The following is a 19,183-nucleotide window of genomic DNA, read 5'->3' on the forward strand; positions in this document are numbered from 1 at the left end:
CGCATCCCTTGCCGGGATGCGGGCCGCTGTGGCGTTCGGGGATTTCCGCTACGGCGTCACCGTGATGTTCGTCAGGCCCTTGCCGCCCGTCACCGTGTTGCTGCTGTACACCGTGGTCCTGCAGCCGGAGCTGTAGTTCGTGACGGCGATGGCCAGCCGGCTGGAGCCGGTCGCGCCGGTGAGAGTCGACTTGTTGCCCTTGAACACCGTGCCGCAGCCCCAGCCGGACTGCTGGGTGTGGGTCTGGTAGCCGTCGTTCGTGGTGTTCTTGCCGGTGTTGTTCTCGACGAGGACGTCGTTGCCCTTCACGTCGACCCAGGAGTCGTCATAGTTGGCGCCGGTGAGGCCGCTGCCGTCGAAGGTGTTGCCGACGATCCGCGCCCCGGTCGTGCCCTCCTTGATGTCGACGTTCTCACCCCCGACGTCGGGCCCGATGGTGTTGTTGAGGATCTGGATGTTGTCGCTCCGGTCGGAGAGCGTGTTCGCGGTCCCCACGTACACGCCCTCGCCCATGAAACCCGGCCGTCGTTCCCGGTGTCGTAGATCCGCGAGTTCCTGATCACGCCGTCCGTGCTGGAGTTGCGGAAGTGCACGCCCTCCATGTCCAGGCCGTGCACGCTCACGCCGTCCACCACCACGCCCTTCGCGGAGTCGACCATGATGCCCTTCTGGCCGCCGGTCACGGTTAGCCCGCTGACCGTCCAGTACGACGCCCCGTTCAGGTGCAGGCCGTAGCCGCCGCTCGCGGTGAGCACCGCCTTCGACGAGCCGACGAGCGTGATGCGGGCGCTGGAGGTGCCCGCCCTGGTCGCCTTGAAGTTGCCGGTGTACGTGCCGTCGGCCAGGTGGATGGTGTCGCCGGGGGAGGCCGCGGCAACGGCCGACTTGAGCTGTGCGGCGGTGGTGACCTCGATCACCGAGGCGCCGGTCGCCGACGCGGCCGGGGCCGCGGTGGACGTCAGGACCAGGCCGCCGGTGGCCGTGGTCGCGGTGAGCAGGGAGGTGAGCAGCGTGCGGGTACGCCTGCGCATGGGGGGTGCCCTCCTGTGTCCCGGTTGTCGAGCGCCGCTAGTGTTCGTATATATGAATCAAAGGCGGGGATGTGAACGACGCGTTCCTCAGGGACGGTAGGTGAGGGGCATGAGCGCGTCAAGGTTCCCGTCGCGGCGATCACCCGGCACGCGCGCGTGCCGAGCCCTTTGAGCCAGTAAGAGGCTGTGAAAGGACGTGGGTTGGGAATGCCCGCGCCTTGCACCTCGTTGTTCACTACGAACACGAGGAGGAGCGGTCACAGTGCTTGATCCGCAGGGTTTGTACGCATGGGAACCGAAGGGCCTGGCCGTCGTCGACATGGCGCTCGCCCAGGAGTCGGCCGGCCTTGTCATGCTCTACCACTTCGACGGATACATCGACGCGGGTGAGACCGGCGACCAGATCGTCGACCGGCTCCTCGACTCGCTGCCCCATCAGGTCGTCGCCCGTTTCGACCACGACCGGCTCGTGGACTACCGCGCCCGGCGCCCGCTGCTGACGTTCCAGCGCGACCGCTGGACCGGATACGAGGAGCCCGGCATCCAGGTGCGCCTCGTCCAGGACGCCACGGGCGCGCCCTTCCTGCTGCTGTCCGGCCCCGAGCCCGACGTGGAGTGGGAACGCTTCGCCGCCGCCGTACGGCAGATCGTCGAGCGGCTCGGCGTACGCCTGTCGGTCAACTTCCACGGCATCCCCATGGGCGTTCCGCACACGCGCCCGGTGGGTCTGACCCCGCACGGCAACCGCACCGACCTGGTACCGGGCCACCGCAGCCCGTTCGAGGAAGCGCAGGTACCCGGCAGCGCCGAGGCGCTCCTCGAGTACCGCCTGATGGAGGCCGGACACGACGTCCTGGGCGTCGCCGCGCACGTCCCGCACTACATCGCCCGCTCCCCGTACCCGGACGCGGCACTGACCGTCCTGGAGGCCATCACGGCGGCCACCGGCCTGGTCCTCCCGGGCATCGCCCACTCCCTGCGCACCGACGCCCACCGCACGCAGACGGAGATCGACCGGCAGATCCGGGAGGGCGACGAGGAACTCACGGCCCTCGTCCAGGGCCTGGAGCACCAGTACGACGCCGCCGCGGGCGCGGAGACCAGGGGCAACATGCTTGCCGAGCCCGTCGAGATCCCGTCGGCGGACGAGATCGGCCGCGAATTCGAACGGTTCCTGGCGGAGCGAGAAGGGGACAACTGATCCGATAGGCTGCCGGACGGCCGCGCCCCGCCGGTCTCCGCTGACGCGGAGGTGGCCCGGTGGGTGTGACCGGAGGTACCGGAGTCGGCAAGCCGTCCCCGCGCCGGCGGGGGTTCGTGAGGTGGAGGCGCGGTCATGCTGTCCGTGGGCCTGACCGGCGGCATCGGAGCCGGCAAGAGTGAGGTGTCGCGGCTGCTCGCCGAGTGCGGGGCCGTGCTGATCGACGCCGACCGCATCGCGCGCGAGGTGGTCGCCCCGGGTACGCCCGGCCTCGCGGCGGTCGTCGAGGCCTTCGGGCCGGAGGTGCTCGCCGAGGACGGCAGCCTGGACCGGCCCAAGCTGGGCTCCATCGTCTTCGCCGAGCCGGAGAAGCTGGCCGTCCTCAACTCGATCGTGCATCCCCTGGTGGGCGCCCGCTCCCGCGAACTCGAAACGGCCGCCCCCGACGACGCGGTCGTGGTCCACGACGTTCCGCTCCTCGCCGAGAACGGCCTCGCACCGCTCTACGACCTCGTGATCGTCGTCGACGCCAGTCCCGAGACCCAACTCGACCGGCTCGTACGGCTGCGCGGGATGACCGAGGAGGACGCACGCGCGCGCATGGCCGCGCAGGCGACACGCGAGCAGCGCCTGGAGATCGCGGACATCGTCATCGACAACGACGTACCGCTGGACCAGCTCGGGCGGCGGGTGAAGGAGGTCTGGGCCGAGCTCGTCCGCAGAGCCCAGGAGCCGCGCAGGGCGCCTCGGGCATAGCTGCCCGCCGCCGGCCGGGGCCTTGAATGGCTGCGCCCCGCCGGAGCCGGGAAGGGAGTCCTTGTGCCAGGAATAGCCGTGCCCCCGCGGCGCGTTGAATCCGCCCAGTGAGGGAAGGACTCTGCCGTGCCCGAAACCAGCGGTTCGACCGGACGTACTCCGGAGACGCACGTCATCCACTTCCGTGCCGCCGAGCAGCTGCTCGCCGCACGGGACCCGCGGGGCGCGGTGAAGCTGCTCGACGGGGTCATCGCCGCGCACCCGGAGAACACGGCCGCCCGCCTGCTGCGTGCGCGTGCCTTCTTCGCGGCCGCGCAACTGCGACCCGCCGAGCTGGAGTTCAGCATCGTCCTGGAGCGCGAGCCGGACAACGCGTTCGCGCACTTCGCGCTCGGCCGCACCTACGAGCGCCAGGGCCGCCCCGACCAGGCCAGGCGCCACTTCCGGCTGGCGGCCGCGCTGGATCCGAACCCGCAGTACCTGAAGCGGGCGCGCTTCGAGTCCTGAGTGCCTGCCTCCGCCGGGGGTTTCGAGTCCTGAGTGCCTGCCCCGGCCGGGGGTGACGTGCGAAGGAGGCCCCGTCTACGGCTTTCGGTGCTCCGGTGGCCAGTACGGCGGGACGTCGCGGCCCGGCTGGTAGTGCGGGCCCTGCCGTAGGTGCCTGACGATCACCGCCAAGTCGATGGTGATCACCAGCCACAGCAGTCCGCAGGCGGCCGCCCACCCGGGCCGCCCGACCAGCGCGAACACGACCGTACCGAAGAGCGCCCAGATCAGCCCCCACACGCTCAGCCAGAACCGCGCCCGCAGAGCACTGCGCGCGGTTGTCGGTTCACTGCCCGTACGCATCGCCGATCACTACTCCTCCTTGCAACGTACTCTTCGATGAGGACGTTCACCAAGGGGGGACCGTGCCGTGCTGCCTGACGCCGACGAGCTGCCCGAGGTGCTGCTCGATCTCGCAGTACCCCACGAGGACATCAACGAACTGGTGGGGCTCAGGCGGACATTGACGGCGGACTACGGTGCCGTGCGGCTCCTGGAGGAGTGCGTCGAGGAGCTGGTGCGGGACATCGGGGAGATCGGTGCCGGGCCCCGGCTCGGCGAGCGGGTCGCCGAGGCCCCGGCGGCGCTCGGCCGCAGCTTCGCCCTGTACGTCTTCGTCGCGGCGCTGCCGTACACGCGCGCGTACCACCGCGAGCGCGGCATTCCGGCCGACGTGTCCCGGCGTACCCTCGCCGACTTCGGACGCAACATGGCGGCGCACCGCCGGCGGTACGGCAGCACGGGGGTGAAGGCCGCGCAGTGGCTCGTCCATCACTTCCGTGGTGAGCTCTACCAGCTGGGACGGCTGCAGTTCGAGCGGGCGCGGGTCCAGGAGCGCACGGCGCCACTGCTCGCGACGGCCGGGCTGGACGTGGCACCGGGCGCCCGCTGCCTCAACCTGCATGTCCCCGACTTCCTCGGGCCCTTGTCGCCGGGCGCCTGCGACCGGTCCGTGAAGCTGGCGCGGGACTTCTTCGCCCGGCACTTTCCGGAAGAGCGGTACGAGGCCGCTCTCTGCCACTCCTGGCTGCTCGACCCACAGCTGCGGCGGTATCTGCCGGGGGAGTCCAACATCGTCCGGTTCCAGGAGCGCTTCCGGGTCGCCCGCGAGGAGACCGAACCAGCCGACACCGAACCGGTCCGGTTCGTCTTCGGCGATCCCGACCTGCCGGTGGAGAACCTCCCCCGGCGCACCTCCGTGGAGCGGGCCGTCGGAGATCACCTGCGGGCCGGGGGCCACTGGTACATCGGGCACGGCTGGTTCCCGCTGTAGGCCGGGGAGGGCCCCGGACTGACCTGCGGCGGGCGGCCCTCCCATCCGTCCTCACCAGTCCTCACCCGTCCCCGCCCGTCCCCATCCGTCCTAATCCGTCCTAATCCGTCCTCACCAGTGCTCACCAGTCCTCACCCGCCCCCGTCCTCCCCCCGCCCATCCACCCCCGTCCCCATCCGTCGTCTTCGCTCGATCCTCACTCGGACGGGTGAACCGGTCCCGGGTGGGAACGGCCGTGCGGACGCGGGCCGTTGGACGGGCATGAAGCTGAAATGGCGTGCGAGGTATCAGGGGACGGGACCGGGGGCGATCACGCCGGACGGTTGCGCGGTCGAGCTGTACTCGCGGCTGCCCGTCGGAAACGAGCCGGACATCATCGCCGCGGCCGTGCCCGCCGGTGCGCACGTCCTGGAGCTCGGTTGCGGCGTGGGCCGCGTGACCCACCCGCTGCTGGAGCGCGGCTTCACGGTCACGGCGGTGGACGAATCCCCGGAGATGCTGGAGCGGGTGCATGGGGCGCGGACGATATGCAGCCCGATCGAGCACCTGGACCTGGGGGAGACCTTCGACGTCGTGATGCTCGCGTCGTTCCTCGTGCACGCCGGCGACGTCGAGGTGCGGCGAGGCCTGCTGCGCACCTGCGCCCGGCACGTCGCTGAGGGCGGCTGCGTGCTGATCCAGCGGGAGGGAGCGGACTATCACACGAATCTGCCGCGCGAGCGGATCGACCCTCGTGGCTTCGCCGTCCGGATCGTGTCGGCCGAGCCGGTCGGGGACGGGGTTAACTCGGTGCGCGCGGAGTACGTGTTCCCGGACGCGACCTGGACGCAGACGTTCCTTACCCGGCCGCTGACGAGGGAACAGTTCGAGGAGGCGCTGGCGGAGGCGGGGCTGAAAGTGGACAGGTATCTGACGCAGGACGGGACCTGGGTGAGGGTGGTGCCGATGGAGTAGGGAGTAGGGGGAGGCGTAGAAATCCGCCGGTCGGCGATGAGTTCCACGGCGAGGGCCGGTCTACCTCTGTGACAGCAACAGGGACCGCTTCCCACAGGAGACCCCCATGTCCGAGACCACTGCTTCCGTCCCGCCGGTTGCCCCCGCCGCGTCCGCCCGTGGCCGCCGCGCCCGTATCGCACTGCGCGCCGTGCAGGTGCTGCTCGCCCTTTTCTACGGGATCGCGAGCGCGCTGCCCAAGCTGATCGCGCACCCGTCGGCCGTCGAGTCCTTCGACAAGATCGGCTGGGGCAGTACGGGCATGTACACCATCGGCGCCCTGGAACTTGCCGGAGCCGTGGCGTTGCTGATCCCGGTGCTGCAGTCGGTGGCGGCGATGGCGCTGAGCGCGCTGATGGTGGGGGCGTTCATCGTCCAGCTCACCGTCTTCGACGGACAGTACGCCGCGACACCGCTCATCCTGATCGTGCCGCTCGCCCTCATCGCCTGGGCCCGGCGGGGCCACAACGGGGAGTTGCTGCGCCTGGTACGGCGACGGGGGTGACCGTACGACCGTCCGGCGGCGGCCGCATGAACGTCGGTAGCGGCCGCACGCGCATAAACGTCGGTAGCGGCCGCACGGACGTCGGTGGCGGCCGCATGACCGTCCGGTCGGTGACGACCGGCGGCGGTGACGACCTGCGGCGGTGACGCCCCGGCGGGCCGCGGGGCCCGAACCGGACGTCACCGCCGTGTTCCGTGGCCGGGCGGCTGGGCCGTTACCGTCGCCGTGTCTTACGGGGCTGCTGGGCGACACCGCCGCGAATGTCCCGCGGCTGGGCTGTGGGCCGTCACCGTCGCGCGTGTCATGAGGCTGGTCGGTGGGGGCGTCACCGTTCGTCGGGGCGGCCGCCCAGGCCCTGCAGACGTTCGAGCTCGCGGCGGTCCCGCTTGGTGGGGCGGCCCGCGCCACGGTCGCGGATGCCGAGGGGGGCGACGGCCTCGCGGGGCGGGGGCGGCGGGGAGTTGTCGATGTAGCACTGGGCGGCCACGGGGGCGCCGACGCGCTTGCGGATCAGGCGCTTCACGACGACGATCCGCTCCCGGCCCTCGTGCCGCAGGCGCACCTCGTCGCCGACGCGCACGGAGTGGGCGGGCTTCACCCGCTCGCCGTTGATGCGGACGTGCCCGCCCCGGCAGGCGGCGGAGCCGATGGAGCGGGTCTTGACCAGGCGCACCGACCAGATCCAGCTGTCGATCCGCACGGTCTCACCGCTCGCGGGAGCGGCCGCCTCGGCGGCAGCCACAGCGGCGGCGACCTTCGGATCCACGGCCTGTGCAGCAGTCCCGTCGCCGGTCCTTGCCTCGTCGGAGTGCTGTCCGGCCTTCTCCTCGTCACCTTCCAAAGCCATGTCCTCGACCTTAGTCCCCCGGACTGGCCGAACCCGGCGAATTTTCAGGCCGGTGCTCAGCCCCCGTCCGCCTGTGCTCAGCCCTCCGTCCGCCGGTGCGTGCTCAGCCATCCCCGTCCTACGGTGCTCAGCCACCCCGTCCGACGGCGCTCAGCCACCGCCATCCCAGGGCTGTGGGCGGAGCTGTGGCCATTCTCTCGATGCCGATCTGTGTGTTCGTGGCGCTGGGGGGCGGCATTCACCGGGCACGCGGCGGTGGCATCACGTCGGCATACGGTGGAGGCATGGACACCAGCAGCCTCGGCGCCCTCGACCGGCGGATCGCGGACTGCCGGGCCTGCCCGCGTCTGGTCGCCTGGCGCGAGGAGGTGGCCCGCACCAAGCGCGCCGCCTTCGCCGACTGGACGTACTGGGGCCGCCCGGTGCCGGGCTTCGGGCCGTCTGATGCCCGGCTGCTGATCGTAGGACTCGCCCCCGCCGCGCATGGCGGCAACCGCACCGGCCGCATGTTCACCGGCGACCGCTCCGGCGACGTGCTGTACGAGGCGCTGTACGACGTGGGCCTCGCCTCGCAGCCCACCTCCGTCTCCTCCGACGACGGCATGGAACTGTACGGTGTCCGTGTCACCTCGCCCGTGCACTGCGCCCCGCCCGCCAACAAGCCGACGCCCGGGGAACGCGACACCTGTCGGCCCTGGCTGGTGCAGGAGCTGAAGCTGCTGCGGCCCACGCTGCGCGCGGTGGTGGTCCTCGGCGCCTTCGGCTGGCAGGCGGCGCTGCCGGCCTTCGCTGAGGCGGGCTGGGCGGTGCCCCGGCCTCGGCCCGCCTTCGCCCACGCCGCACCGGCATCTTCAAGAATGAGGCGACGGAGCTGTCGTACGCCGGTTACGGTGCCCCGGTGGGCCTGTATCCGGAGATCGAACCCTACGACCACGGCATGCTCGACGTCGGCGACGGCAACCGCGTCTACTGGGAGACCTGCGGAAATCCGCACGGCAAGCCCGCGGTGATGCTGCACGGCGGGCCGGGCTCCGGCTGCACCCCGCGCTACCGGCGCTACTGCGACTTCGCCGCGTACCGGATCGTGCTCCTCGACCAGCGCGGCTGCGGGCGCTCCACACCGCACGCGAGCGCGTACGACACCGACATGAGCGTCAACACGACCGCGCATGTGATGGCCGACCTGGAGCTGCTGCGGCGGCACCTGGGCATCGAGCGGTGGCTGGTGTGGGGCGTGTCGTGGGGGTCGGTGCTCGGGCTGCGGTACGCCGAGACGCATCCCGGTGTCGTCTCCGAGCTGGTGCTGACGGGTGTCGCCACCGGCTCGAATCCCGAGGTGACCCTGCTGACCAGGGGAGTGGGGAGGATCTTCCCGGAGGCCTTCGAGCGGTTCCTCGCCGAGCTGCCCGAGGGCGAGCGCGGCGGGAACCTCGCGGCGGCGTACAACCGGCTGATGGAGTCGCTCGACCCGGCGGTGCGGGAGCGGGCGGCACGTGCCTGGACAGATTGGGAGACGGCGACGATCCCCGCCCCGCCGCGCTCGGTCGAGCGCTTCGAGGACCCGGTGTTCCGCATGGGCTTCGCCCGCACCGTCACGCACTACTTCGGCAACGACCACTTCCTCGGCGAGGGCAATGACGAGGGCGTGGTACTCCGCGACGCCCCCCTGCTCAAGGACATTCCCGGCACCCTCGTCCAGGGCAGCCTCGACTTCGGCAACCTCCTCGGCATCGTCTGGCGGCTCCACCACGCCTGGCCCGGCAGCGAGTTGGTCGTGGTCGACGAGGCCGGGCACGACGCGGGAGCGCCGGGCGTCGTGGGGGCGCTGGTGGCGGCGACGGACAAGTACGCCCGGAGCTAGGGGAGGTGGGCCTCCCCGGTTTCTCCGAACAGATGCCGGACCGTCGACCGGTAGTTGGCCTGCACGTGGCTGAGGGCGCGGGCACGGGCCCGGTCCGGGTCGCCGGAGGCGATCGCCTCATACAACTCCCGGTGCTCGATGAGAAGTTGGGGCCACTCCTCGTTCTGCCGGGTGAGCCAGCGCAGGCGGCCGTCGACCGGTTCCATGACCGAGATCAGCAGGCTGTTGCCCGCCATGGCCAGGATGCGGTCGTGGAAGCGGGTGTTGATGTCGGTGATCGTCTCGGCGTCTCCGGCCTCGGTGACCCGCGCCGCGCCCTGAAGCAGCTCCCGCAGCTCGGCCAGGGCCTCCTCGGTCGCCCGTGACGCGGCCAGCCCGGCCGCGTACACCTCCAACGCCTCGCGCAGCTCGAAGAGTTCCTTGACGTCGGTCGGGGTGAGCCGGCGGACGACGGTACGGCGCGGGGTCTCGAAGAGGACGAAGCCCTCGGCGACCAGGGCCCGGATCGCCTCCCGGACCGGGACGCGAGAGACCCCGAAGCGCTCGGCCAGCTCCCGCTCCACCAGCCGGTCGCCGGGGCGCAGACGGCCCGCGATGATGTCCTGCCTCAGGGTCGCCAGGACCCGCTCGCGCACCGCGCCGAGGAGTTCGATCTTCGCCATGGAGCCATCTTCGCCGACGCGAGGGGGCTTTTACGGAGCCGTAACGGCACGGATATCGGTCGGAAGTCTTGACGGGGGCACCATGGCCGCAGTTTGGTATACCAAACGCGCTCGCAGTCGCGACCCACATCCGTATCCACACGCCCGCAACCGCCCGCAACCGCACCCGAGCCCGTACGGCAAGGCCCCTTCGTCCCCTCGTCCAGGGAGGCCCCCGTGTCCCTCGCCAACCGTGCCGAAGCCACCGGCACAGCCGCGTTCGTCCCCGACCCCCGGCTCACCAACGATGACCTCGCGCCTGCGCAGAAGCGCAGCTGGAAGGTCTTCGACCTCTTCGCGATGTGGATGTCCGACGTCCACAACCTCGGCAACTACACCTTCGCCGCCGGACTGCTCTTCCTCGGCATGAACGTCTGGCAGATCTTCACCTCCCTGCTGGTCGGCTTCGTGATCATCTATCTCGGGATGAACATGATGGGCCGCATCGGCCAGCGCACCGGCGTCCCCTTCCCGGTCGTCAGCCGCATCGCCTTCGGCGTCTGGGGTGCCAACATCCCGGCGCTGATCAGGGCCGTCATCGCCATCATGTGGTACGGCATTCAGACCTATCTCGCCTCCGTCGCGGTCAACGTGATGCTGCTGGCCGCCTGGCCGGGCCTGAACTCCTGGACGCACAGTTCCTTCCTGGGGCTGGACGCGCTGGGGTGGGTGTCCTTCATCGCCCTGTGGCTGGTCCAGGCACTGATCATCAGCCGGGGCATGGAGTCCGTCCGGAAGTTCCAGGACTTCTGCGGTCCCGCCATCTGGCTGGTGATGATCGCGCTCGCGGTCTGGGTCCTGGCCAAGGCCGACTGGACCATCTCGCTCACCACGACCCCGCACCCGGTCTCCGTCGGCGAGCAGTGGCGGCAGTGGTTCGGCGCGATCGGCCTGGTGCTGGCCACCTACGGCACGCTGATGCTCAACTTCTGCGACTTCTCCCGCTTCGCGCCCGACTACAAGACTGTCCGGCGCGGCAACTTCTGGGGCCTGCCCATCAACTCGACGGCCTTCGTGATCGTGTCGGTCGTCGTCACGGCGGGTGCCTACGAGGTGTTCGGCAAGGAGATCACCGACCCCGCCTACCTCGTCGCCGAGATCGGCAACACCTGGGTGCTGGTCGTGGGCGCGCTGACCTTCGCCGTCGCCACCATGGGCGTCAACATCGTCGCCAACTTCGTCTCCCCGGCGTACGACCTCGCCAACGTCTGGCCGCAGAAGATCACCTTCAAGGTCGGCGGCATGATCAGCACGGTGGCCGCGCTGGTGGTGACGCCGTGGAACCTCTTCTCGAACCCGACGGTCGTCAACTACTTCCTCGGGGGCCTCGGCGCCTTCCTGGGCCCGCTGTTCGGCGTGATCATGGTCGACTACTACTGGGTGAAGCGTGGCCGCGTCGACGTCGACGAACTCTTCAACGCCCGGCCTGACTCCCGCTACCACTACCGCAAGGGCGTCAACCCCAAGGCACTGTGGGCGTTCCTGCCCTCGGCGGCGGTCGCGGCGGTGCTCGCGTTGGTGAAGACGTTCAGCGACGTGGCCCCGTACTCGTGGTTCTTCGGAACGGCACTGGCGGCCGGGCTGTACGCGACGCTGTGCCGGAGTGACCGGTCGGTTCCCGAGCCCGTGGAGGTCTGAGCGGAGTGCGGATCATCGTCACCAACTGCAACACCACGCAGGAGATGACCGAGGAGATCGTACGAGGTGCCCGGGCCGCCGCAGCTCCGGGCACCACCGTGACCGGGCTGACCCCTGCCTGGGGCCCGGAGTCCGCGGAGGGCTGGCTCGACAGCTACCTGTCGGCGGCGGCCGTCCTCGACACGCTGCGGACGTACGCCGGGCCGCCGTACGACGCCGTGGTCATGGCAGGGTTCGGGGAGCACGGGCGGGAAGGCGTCCGGGAGCTGGTGGACGTACCGGTCGTCGACATCACGGAGGCCGCGGCGCATCTCGCATGCCTGCTGGGGCGGCGGTACGGGGTCGTCACCACGGTGGAGCGGTCGTGCGGGCAGATCGAGGACAGCCTGGAGACCGCCGGGGTGGGGCGGAACTGCGTCGCCGTGGTCGGCACGGGCATCGGCGTGCTCGACCTCGGTGACAGCGAGCGCACGGAGGCTGCGTTCCTGGCGGCCGCCGAGCGGGCGCGGGAGGCCGGGGCGGAGGTGCTGGTTCTGGGCTGCGCCGGCATGACGGGGTTGCAGCGGGCGGTGGGGGAGAAACTGGGGATTCCGGTCGTCGACGGGGTGGCGGCGGGGATCAAGCTCGCGGAATCGCTGGTGGCGCTGGGGCTGACGACCAGCCGGGCGGGCAGCTATGCAAAGCCGTTGCCGAAGCGGCGGGAGTGGGGGCGTCCGGCGGGGTGACCGTCCGAGTCCGACACCGGGCCGCCGGTACGGGACTCACGGCCGCCACACATACCGCGCATCCGGCTCTCGCTCCGCGTTCCCGCTGCCGTCCGTGTACTCGACGGCGACGAAACCGTGCCGCTCGTAGAAGCGGCGGGCGGGCTTGTTGACCTGGAAGGTCCACAGGGCGAGCCCCTGCGGACTGCGCTCCTTGGCCAGCGCGACGAAGCGGTCGCCGATGCCGCGCCCGCGCCAGTCGGGGTCGAGGTAGAGCTGGGACAACAGATCGCCGTCAAGCACCATCACGCCCACGATCCCGCCGCCGTCCGCCGCCTCGGCGACCCAGGTCTCCTGCAACGGCACCACCACGTCACGGATGTAGTCCCGCACCTCGTCGTCGGAGCGAGGTCGAACGACGGTGGGCAGCGTGACGGCGAAGGACCGCAGCCAGACATCGGCCGCGGCACCGGCATCTGCGCCGTCCGCCCGACGCAGCGTGACCGTTGTCTCGCCCTCACGAGGTTGCCCCCTCCGGAACGACGGCCGTCGCCGTGATCTCCACCAACTGCCCCGTGTAGCCGAGGCAGGCCACGCCGATCCACGTCGACGCATGGGGCCCGGCACTGAGCCCGGACGCCTCGACGACGGCCCAGACGGCGGACAGCACCGCGGGCTCACTGCTCACAACGTACACATCGGTCGACACGACATGCGCCAAGTCGCCCCCGACCGACCGCAGTTGCTCCTCCAGATGGGCGATCACCTGCTCGGCCTGCCGCACCGGATCGCCCTCACCGACCAGTTTCCCGCCGGCGTCAGCGGAACGGACCCAGCGAGAAACGCCAGCTTCGTCCCGGCCTCGACGACCGAGGCGTGGGAGTACGTGGGCGGCGGGAAGAGACCGGGGACGGTGACACGCTGGATCATGCGGGCTCCTGGGACGGACGCGGGCAACTTCCCGATCATCCGGGTCCGCTGTCGCGGACGCATCCGAATATTTCGTCGCGGCGCCGGCGGAGCAGTCATAGGCTCCCAGCGCCCCCACAACCGGACCCGCTGGAGCCGCAGCCGTGCCGTCCCTCTCCGACCGGACCTTCCTCGACACCACCGCCGACCGGCTCGCCGCCCTCCCCGGGGTCCGGGCCGTGGCCCTCGGCGGCTCGCGGGCCCAGGGCACCCACGGACCCGACAGCGACTGGGACCTGGCCGTCTACTACCGCGGCCGCTTCGACCCCGCCGACCTTCGCGCCCTCGGTTGGGAGGGCGAGGTCTCCGAACTCGGGGGGTGGGGCGGCGGGGTGTTCAACGGCGGTGCCTGGCTGACGATCGACGGGCGCGGTGTCGACGTGCACTACCGGGATCTCGACGTCGTCGAGCACGAGTGGGCCGAGGCGGAGGAGGGACGTTTCCGGATCGAGCCGCTGCTCTTCCATCTCGCCGGGATTCCCAGCTACCTGGTCGTCGCGGAGCTCGCGATCAACCGCGTGCTGCGGGGGGAGCTGCGCCGGCCCGCCGCCTACCCGCCGGAGCTGCGCCGGACCGCGCCGGAGCGCTGGTACGGTCCGGCCACCGCCACCCTCGCGTATGCGAAGGCGGGCCATGCCCCGAAGGGATCCCTCACCCTGGTCGCGGGTGCGATCGCCGTCGCCGCGACCCAGACGGCGCACGCGGTGCTGGCCGCGCGAGGGGAGTGGACCACCAACGACAAGGGCCTCATCGCCCGAGCGGGGCTGCGGGAGGTCGACGGGATCCTCAGCGGTCTGACGGCGTCTCCCGCGACCTTGACCCGGGCGGTCACGGAGGCCGAGACGCTGCTCGGTCGCGCCGTGCGGCAGGTGGGTGGTCACACCTGAGGAAGCGGGGGCGGGCTCAGCTGCCGCAGGAGTGGAGCACCCGGGGAGGTGTCGGCTTCTCTCCCAGAGCAGGTCGGCCTGCTCGATCACCGCCCGCAGGACGCGCGCTTCGCCGGTGTCGTCCGGCGGCAGGAAACCCGTCGGCGTCACCAAGGCGGGCGGTGGTGAGGCCAGCGTGCTCGTCCGGCCCGCTCTGCGACAGAGCCGCGACGGGATGCGCGGTTCGGCTCACGCCGTACGACGACGGCGTCGTACGTTGGCGCGATGAGCCAGTCTCCCGAGGGCCACGCTCCCGCCGATCTCATCATCACCGGATGCACCGTCCTCGTGCACGACGATCAAAAGCGGATCGGGTTCCGGGAGAACGCGGCCGTCGTCGTACGGGACGGTGCCGTGGTCTGCGTCACCCGTGCCGACGCCGCCGCCGACCTCCCCGCCGCCGAGCGGATCGACGCCCGCGGCCAGGTCGCCCTGCCCGGTCTGATCAACTGTCACACCCATGCGCCGATGGTCGCGCTGCGCGGGGTGGCCGAGGACCTGCCCACCGAGGAGTGGTTCAACGACGTCGTCTGGCCGATCGAGTCCAACCTCACCGAGAGGGACGTGGAGTTGGGCGCCCGGCTCGCCTGCGCCGAGATGATCCGCGGGGGCGTCACCTGCTTCGCCGACCACTACTTCGCCATGGAGGCCGTCGCCGCCGTCGTCGCCGAGTGCGGGATCCGGGCCCATTTCGGCGAGGCCTTCTTCTCCTCGCAGGGGCCTCAAGGGCGGGAGAAGTCCCTGGAGTTCGCGCTGCGGCGGCGCGGCGGCGCAGGCGGCCGCATCACCACCGCCCTCGCCCCGCACGCTCCCTACACCGTGACCGACGCCGACCTCGCCGCCACCGCCGAGCTCGCCCGCGACACGGACTGCCCGTGCACATCCACGCCGCCGAGAACCGCGGCCAGACCGACATCAGCCTCGCCCGGCACGGCCGCACCCCCATCGACGTCCTGGAGCGCACCGGGCTCCTCGACACCGACCTGCTCATCGCCCACGGCACCGGCATCGTCGAGCGCGACCTGCCCGTGCTGCGGCGAGCGGGCGGTCGTACGGCCGTCGCCACCGCGCCCCGCGGCTACCTCAAGTTCGCCTGGCCCACCACCACACCCGTCCGGGCCCTCACCGCCCTCGGTATCCCCGTCGGGCTCGCAAGGGCGGCGCCGCCTCCAACAACTCCCTCGACGTGTGCGAGGCGATGGCGCTGACCTCCCTGATCCAGAAGTCCACCGAGGGCGACCCCCGTTGGCTGACCTCCCGTCAGGCCATGCACCACGCCACTCTTCAGAGCGCCCGCGCGGTCGGCCTGGGCGAGAGCGTCGGCAGCATCGCCCCGGGCGCCGGGCCGACCTCGTCCTCGTCGACCTCACCGGACCGCACACCCAGCCCGTCCACGACCTCGCCGCCACCCTCGTGCACAGCGCCCGGGCCTCCGACGTCCGCACCACCATCGTCGACGGACGGATCCTCATGCGCGACCGCGAGCTGCTGACGATCGACGTGCCCGCCGTCGTACGGGAGCTGGGGGAGCGGCTGCCCGCGCTCGTCGACCGCAGCCACGGCCGGCGCATCCAGGAGTACGACACCTGACGGGCCCTCTTCAGACCTGACGGGCCTCTTCAGGCCTGACAGGCCCAATTCAGGGTCGGGCCCGTGGATCCCGCGGACGGCGTCATCGACCACCCCCACGACGTGCCGGACCTGGCGCTCGCGGAGGGTGAGCCGCGGTGGCGGCCCTCCCTGCGCGCCCGCGGCCTGGTCACCCTCGCGGTGACGTACTGAAAAATTCTCGTGACTCCGCGGTGAGTTCCTTCCCTCCCGCCGGTCACCACCTGGAACGGACCGTCGCACAGGAGGGGCCCATGTCGCTGCCGGAGATCGTCTCGCGTGAACAGTGGCGCGCGGCGCGCGAGGAGTTACTGGTCAAGGAGAAGGCGGCCACGCGCGCGCGTGACGCGCTCAACGCGGAGCGGCGCAGGCTGCCCATGGTCGAGGTCGACACGGAGTATGTCTTCGAGGGAGGCGACGGCAAGGCCACGCTGCCGGACCTCTTCGAGGGGCGCAGTCAGCTCGTCGTCTATCACTTCATGTTCGCGCCCGAGTGGTGCGCGGGCTGCCGCAGTTGCTCCGCGTTCCTCGATCAAATCGGGCATCTCGCCCATCTTCATGCCTGCGGCACCTCGTTCGCGGCCGTGTCCCGGGCGCCGTACACGAAACTCCTGCCGTTCAAGGCGCGGATGGGCTGGGCAGTGCCCTGGTACTCCTCTTCGGGCAGCGACTTCAACCGCGACTTCGAGGTGACCCTGGAGTGCGACGGGGAGCTCGTCGAGCGGCCGGGCCTCAGCTGCTTCCTGCGGGAGCGGGACCGCGTCTTCCACACCTACTCGACGTACGAACGCGGCCTCGACGGTCTCGGCTCCACCACCAGCCTGCTGGACCTGACGGCGCTCGGGCGGCAGGAGGAGTGGGAGGAACCCAAGGGGCGTGCGTCGGCTCTCGGGGCCCCTGCGGGCAGTGAGCGGATCCGGTACCACGACGAGTACGAGGAGTGAACGCGCGGTGTAGGCAGGTTGACGCGGAATGTGATCGGAATGTGGGAAAATGTGACGTACTTATCACGCTCGGCGTTGAACGCGTGTCAACTACGTCTCAGTATTGTCACTTGCCGAGGCGTTCACCTCCTGGTTGGCGTTTAACTCTACGAGTACAGCGCTACATGGAGGTGCAGGGTGAACGGGCGAACGGTGCTCGAGCGCTTTCCCGCCGGCGGGCCGCGCGGGTCGTGGCCGGCGGAGGAGTTCGCGCATGCGCGACGTCTGGAGGGCCTGCCCGCGGAGGTCGTGATGGATCTCGCGACGGACACGTTCCTGGTGATCGTCCGCGGTGGCGACAGCGGCAGTGACGCGGCTGCGTGACGTGGAAGGTCAGCCCGTCTCCGGGGCGGGCACCTTCGCCGTGAACTGCTCCGCCTGGAGCGCGTACAGCTCCGCGTAGAGGCCGCCGGTGGCCAGCAGCTCGTCGGGCGTGCCGGACTCCACGAGCCGGCCCTGGTCTAGGACGTGCACCAGGTCGGCGTGGCGCACGGACGCCAGCCGGTGGGTGATCAGGACGACCGTCTGGCCGCTGCCGGCCAGCCCCCGGATCCGCTCGAAGACCTCCAGCTCGGCGCGGGCGTCGAGCGCCGCCGTCTGCTCGTCCACGATCAGGATGCGGCCGCGCCGGTAGGCGGCCCGTGCGAACCCGAGCCGTTGCCACTGGCCCCCGGACAGCTCGTGCCCGCCGCTGAAGTTGCGCGCCAGCAGGGTGTCCAGGCCCCGCGGCAGGTCCGCGACCACGTCCTGCGCGCCCGCCTCGGCGACCGCGGTGGCCAGCCCCGCTCCTCGGTGAGGGGCTCCGACGAACGGCCGACCGCGACGTTGACCCGCGCCGTGAACGGCCAGCGCTTGAAGTCCTGCGCCACCATCGCGATGCGCTCGGCGAGCGCGTGCCGGTCCGCTCTCGCCGCGTCGACGCCGTCCCACAGGATCCGGCCCCGGTCCGGGGTGTACAGCCCGGCGAGCAGCTTGACCAGGGTCGTCTTGCCGGAGCCGTTCTCGCCGACGAGCGCCACGATCCGGCCCAGCGGGATGGTGAGGGTCACGTCGTTGAGGGCGGGACGGGCCGAGTCACCCGGATAGCTGAAGGTGACGCTCTCGAAACGGATCTCGCGCGGGTCCTGCGGCAGCGGCTCCCCGCCGGCCGGGATCGCCCGTTCGGCCGCCTCGCCGTACAGGCGGTGCAGATCGCCCACGAAGAGCGCCTCCTCGTGGAGCGAGTTGACCTCCAGGACGAGGGTGTCCAGGCTCGCGGAGCCGGTGCGGATCGCGATCACCGCCGTCCCGGCCACGGACAGCGCCATCGCCCCGGCCAGCAGCAGCCCGCCGAGCGTCGCGTACGTCGCCACGGTCGCCAGGCCCGTCCAGGCCGCCGCGAACGGGCCCGTAATGGCCACGAGCCGGGACAGCCGGGCCTACTCCGCCTCCGCGGTCTCCGACATCGCCCGGTAGTGGCGCAGCAGGAACGGGCCCACGCCGTGGACGCGGATCTCCGGGGCGGCCGCAGGCTCGGTGAGCAGACCGCTGAGCAGGTGTCCCGCGCGGGCGTGCTGCACCCAGGTGTGGAAGGACTCGTAGCGGCGCCGGGCGTTCGTCAGCGCGCTCCACGCGCTCGGCAGCGTCATCGTCACCAGCAGCGGGAGCAGTACCGGGTGCAGCACGGTGAGCACGCCCGCCGCGGCGACCAGTGAGATCATCGCGTTCACCACGCGCGTGCCGTACTGGATCATCCGGCGGGCGGAGGAGGCGCCGTACTGCGCGGTGTCCAGCAACTTGTGGAAGGCGTGGTCCTCGATCGCGGCCAGTTCCACCGCCGCCGCCCGCTCCAGGTACAGCTCGGTCGCCACCCTCCACCTTGGGCTCCAGGCGGCCCGTCGCGTACCCGTCGACGCGGCCCGCAGCAGCGCGCCGACCAGCATCACCGCCGCCATGGTGACCAGCGCGGGGACGGCGCCGCGCAGCCGGTCCTCCAGGGCGCCGCCTGCGATCACCCGGCCCAGCACGCTGTTCACCGCGAGCAGGCTCACCGCCTGCGTGGCGCCCCGGCCCGCCTCGGCGTCCAGCACGGTCCGCGCGGCGCGCCGGTCGGCCTGCCAGGCGAGCCGGAAGCTGAGGCAAGCAGTCCGGGCAGCCGCGTCACCATGCCGCGGAAGTTCAGTTCCACGAACGCCTACCGGTGCTGGTTCCAGCCCATGTCGTAGCGCAGCGCGCCGCCGAAGAGCAGCCGCTCCGACTCCGACACCTCGGGCCGGTCCGCCTCGCCCCTTCGCCCGCGTCTCTTCCCCACCGATGGCCTCCCCGATCGTGGACGAACGGCCACTATCGCGGGGCCGGCCCCTCGAGGCAGGGCGCACGATCCGGCGGGCGAAGCGCGCGGGCGCACGTCGAGGAGGAGGTCAGCGGCGGCGTACGGCCTGCGTCGGCGCCGCGGGGCGGACGTCCGTCTGCCGGAAGCATGGAACGGAGAGCAGCCGTGCGCGAAGCGCGTAAGAGCAGCCGCGCGGGAAGCGCGCCCCGAAGAACGCAGCAGGCGGCCGCCTCAGCCTCGATCCACCGCGTGACGGGTGCACTTTTTTGGGGGGAGACGAGAAGAGGTGCCTGCTGACCTGGGATGATGGGAGTTCTCACGCTTCCAACA

The 19,183-nt window shown here is 71.1% G+C and carries 19 protein-coding genes and 4 pseudogenes; 16 read left to right on the forward strand and 7 right to left on the reverse strand.

What is annotated here, in order from left to right:
• Positions 1-48: 48 nt before the first annotated feature.
• Positions 49-1,031, reverse strand: a pseudogene (locus ABZV31_RS03550) (right-handed parallel beta-helix repeat-containing protein).
• Between the two features lie 262 nt (positions 1,032-1,293).
• Here ABZV31_RS03550 and ABZV31_RS03555 point away from each other — a divergent pair.
• The 3 genes from ABZV31_RS03555 to ABZV31_RS03565 all read left to right on the forward strand — a co-directional run bounded on the left by ABZV31_RS03555 (position 1,294) and on the right by ABZV31_RS03565 (position 3,495).
• The gene (locus tag ABZV31_RS03555) at positions 1,294-2,232 is read left to right on the forward strand and encodes a PAC2 family protein (protein ID WP_355887461.1); all 939 of its coding nucleotides are present in this window, start codon (positions 1,294-1,296) and stop codon (positions 2,230-2,232) included.
• A gap of 135 nt (positions 2,233-2,367) precedes the next feature.
• A complete protein-coding gene (gene coaE, locus ABZV31_RS03560; protein ID WP_355887462.1) occupies positions 2,368-2,988 on the forward strand; it encodes a dephospho-CoA kinase in 621 nt (206 codons plus the stop codon).
• Positions 2,989-3,114: 126 nt separating this feature from the next.
• Entirely contained in the window at positions 3,115-3,495 is a 381-nt protein-coding gene (locus ABZV31_RS03565) for a tetratricopeptide repeat protein (RefSeq protein ID WP_355887464.1), read from the forward strand.
• Between the two features lie 75 nt (positions 3,496-3,570).
• Here ABZV31_RS03565 and ABZV31_RS03570 read toward each other — a convergent pair whose 3' ends face one another.
• Positions 3,571-3,837 (reverse strand): DUF6343 family protein, encoded by a 267-nt coding sequence (locus ABZV31_RS03570; protein WP_355887466.1) that lies wholly within the window; start codon positions 3,835-3,837, stop codon positions 3,571-3,573.
• 67 nt (positions 3,838-3,904) lie between these two features.
• On the opposite strand from ABZV31_RS03570, the gene ABZV31_RS03575 reads away from it, so the two are divergent.
• From ABZV31_RS03575 to ABZV31_RS03590, 4 genes are all read left to right on the forward strand, one after another.
• Entirely contained in the window at positions 3,905-4,807 is a 903-nt protein-coding gene (locus ABZV31_RS03575) for an acyltransferase domain-containing protein (protein ID WP_355887468.1), read from the forward strand.
• 261 nt (positions 4,808-5,068) lie between these two features.
• Positions 5,069-5,761, forward strand: coding sequence for a class I SAM-dependent methyltransferase (locus ABZV31_RS03580; protein ID WP_355887470.1), 693 nt, complete (start codon positions 5,069-5,071; stop codon positions 5,759-5,761).
• Between the two features lie 106 nt (positions 5,762-5,867).
• A complete protein-coding gene (locus tag ABZV31_RS03585; protein WP_355887473.1) occupies positions 5,868-6,305 on the forward strand; it encodes a DoxX family protein in 438 nt (145 codons plus the stop codon).
• Entirely contained in the window at positions 6,302-6,451 is a 150-nt protein-coding gene (locus tag ABZV31_RS03590) for a hypothetical protein (RefSeq protein ID WP_355887476.1), read from the forward strand. Before ABZV31_RS03585 ends, ABZV31_RS03590 begins: the two co-directional genes overlap by 4 nt.
• 179 nt (positions 6,452-6,630) lie before the next feature.
• On the opposite strand, the gene ABZV31_RS03595 is transcribed toward ABZV31_RS03590, so the two are convergent.
• Positions 6,631-7,152 (reverse strand): RNA-binding S4 domain-containing protein, encoded by a 522-nt coding sequence (locus tag ABZV31_RS03595; RefSeq protein ID WP_355887478.1) that lies wholly within the window; start codon positions 7,150-7,152, stop codon positions 6,631-6,633.
• 284 nt (positions 7,153-7,436) lie between these two features.
• Between ABZV31_RS03595 and ABZV31_RS03600 the strand changes: the two genes are divergently transcribed.
• Both ABZV31_RS03600 and pip read left to right on the forward strand, forming a co-directional pair.
• The gene (locus ABZV31_RS03600; RefSeq protein ID WP_355887480.1) at positions 7,437-8,162 is read left to right on the forward strand and encodes a uracil-DNA glycosylase; all 726 of its coding nucleotides are present in this window, start codon (positions 7,437-7,439) and stop codon (positions 8,160-8,162) included.
• The gene (pip, locus tag ABZV31_RS03605; RefSeq protein WP_355887483.1) at positions 8,051-9,013 is read left to right on the forward strand and encodes a prolyl aminopeptidase; all 963 of its coding nucleotides are present in this window, start codon (positions 8,051-8,053) and stop codon (positions 9,011-9,013) included. Before ABZV31_RS03600 ends, pip begins: the two co-directional genes overlap by 112 nt.
• Here pip and ABZV31_RS03610 read toward each other — a convergent pair.
• Positions 9,010-9,675, reverse strand: a complete 666-nt coding sequence (locus tag ABZV31_RS03610; RefSeq protein ID WP_355887485.1) for a GntR family transcriptional regulator — start codon at positions 9,673-9,675, stop codon at positions 9,010-9,012. The two genes, pip and ABZV31_RS03610, sit on opposite strands and share 4 nt — an antisense overlap.
• A gap of 216 nt (positions 9,676-9,891) precedes the next feature.
• Here ABZV31_RS03610 and ABZV31_RS03615 point away from each other — a divergent pair, with 216 nt between their 5' ends.
• The gene (locus ABZV31_RS03615) at positions 9,892-11,352 is read left to right on the forward strand and encodes an NCS1 family nucleobase:cation symporter-1 (RefSeq protein ID WP_355887488.1); all 1,461 of its coding nucleotides are present in this window, start codon (positions 9,892-9,894) and stop codon (positions 11,350-11,352) included.
• Between the two features lie 5 nt (positions 11,353-11,357).
• Positions 11,358-12,077 (forward strand): aspartate/glutamate racemase family protein, encoded by a 720-nt coding sequence (locus ABZV31_RS03620; protein WP_355887489.1) that lies wholly within the window; start codon positions 11,358-11,360, stop codon positions 12,075-12,077.
• Between the two features lie 36 nt (positions 12,078-12,113).
• Here the strand turns inward: ABZV31_RS03620 and ABZV31_RS03625 are convergent, their stop codons facing one another.
• On the reverse strand, positions 12,114-12,554 hold the full coding sequence (locus ABZV31_RS03625; protein ID WP_355887604.1) for a GNAT family N-acetyltransferase: 441 nt from the start codon (positions 12,552-12,554) through the stop codon (positions 12,114-12,116).
• 19 nt (positions 12,555-12,573) lie between these two features.
• A pseudogene (locus ABZV31_RS03630) lies at positions 12,574-12,986 on the reverse strand (RidA family protein).
• 143 nt (positions 12,987-13,129) lie between these two features.
• On the opposite strand from ABZV31_RS03630, the gene ABZV31_RS03635 reads away from it, so the two are divergent.
• From ABZV31_RS03635 to ABZV31_RS03655, 5 genes and pseudogenes are all read left to right on the forward strand, one after another.
• On the forward strand, positions 13,130-13,912 hold the full coding sequence (locus tag ABZV31_RS03635) for a nucleotidyltransferase domain-containing protein (protein ID WP_355887492.1): 783 nt from the start codon (positions 13,130-13,132) through the stop codon (positions 13,910-13,912).
• Between the two features lie 264 nt (positions 13,913-14,176).
• Positions 14,177-15,541, forward strand: a pseudogene (locus ABZV31_RS03640) (amidohydrolase).
• A 63-nt stretch (positions 15,542-15,604) separates the two neighbouring features.
• On the forward strand, positions 15,605-15,733 hold the full coding sequence (locus ABZV31_RS03645) for a hypothetical protein (protein WP_355887495.1): 129 nt from the start codon (positions 15,605-15,607) through the stop codon (positions 15,731-15,733).
• 80 nt (positions 15,734-15,813) lie between these two features.
• Positions 15,814-16,503 (forward strand): DUF899 domain-containing protein, encoded by a 690-nt coding sequence (locus tag ABZV31_RS03650; RefSeq protein WP_355887498.1) that lies wholly within the window; start codon positions 15,814-15,816, stop codon positions 16,501-16,503.
• 177 nt (positions 16,504-16,680) lie between these two features.
• Positions 16,681-16,866: a hypothetical protein gene (locus ABZV31_RS03655; RefSeq protein WP_355887500.1), complete on the forward strand. Its 186-nt coding sequence runs from the start codon at positions 16,681-16,683 to the stop codon at positions 16,864-16,866.
• Between the two features lie 9 nt (positions 16,867-16,875).
• Here ABZV31_RS03655 and ABZV31_RS03660 read toward each other — a convergent pair.
• Positions 16,876-18,688 (reverse strand): annotated as a pseudogene (locus ABZV31_RS03660) (ABC transporter ATP-binding protein).
• Positions 18,689-19,183 lie beyond the last annotated feature (495 nt).

Origin of the sequence: Streptomyces sp. NPDC005202, from assembly GCF_040608235.1 — a bacterium.
GTDB lineage: Bacteria > Actinomycetota > Actinomycetes > Streptomycetales > Streptomycetaceae > Streptomyces.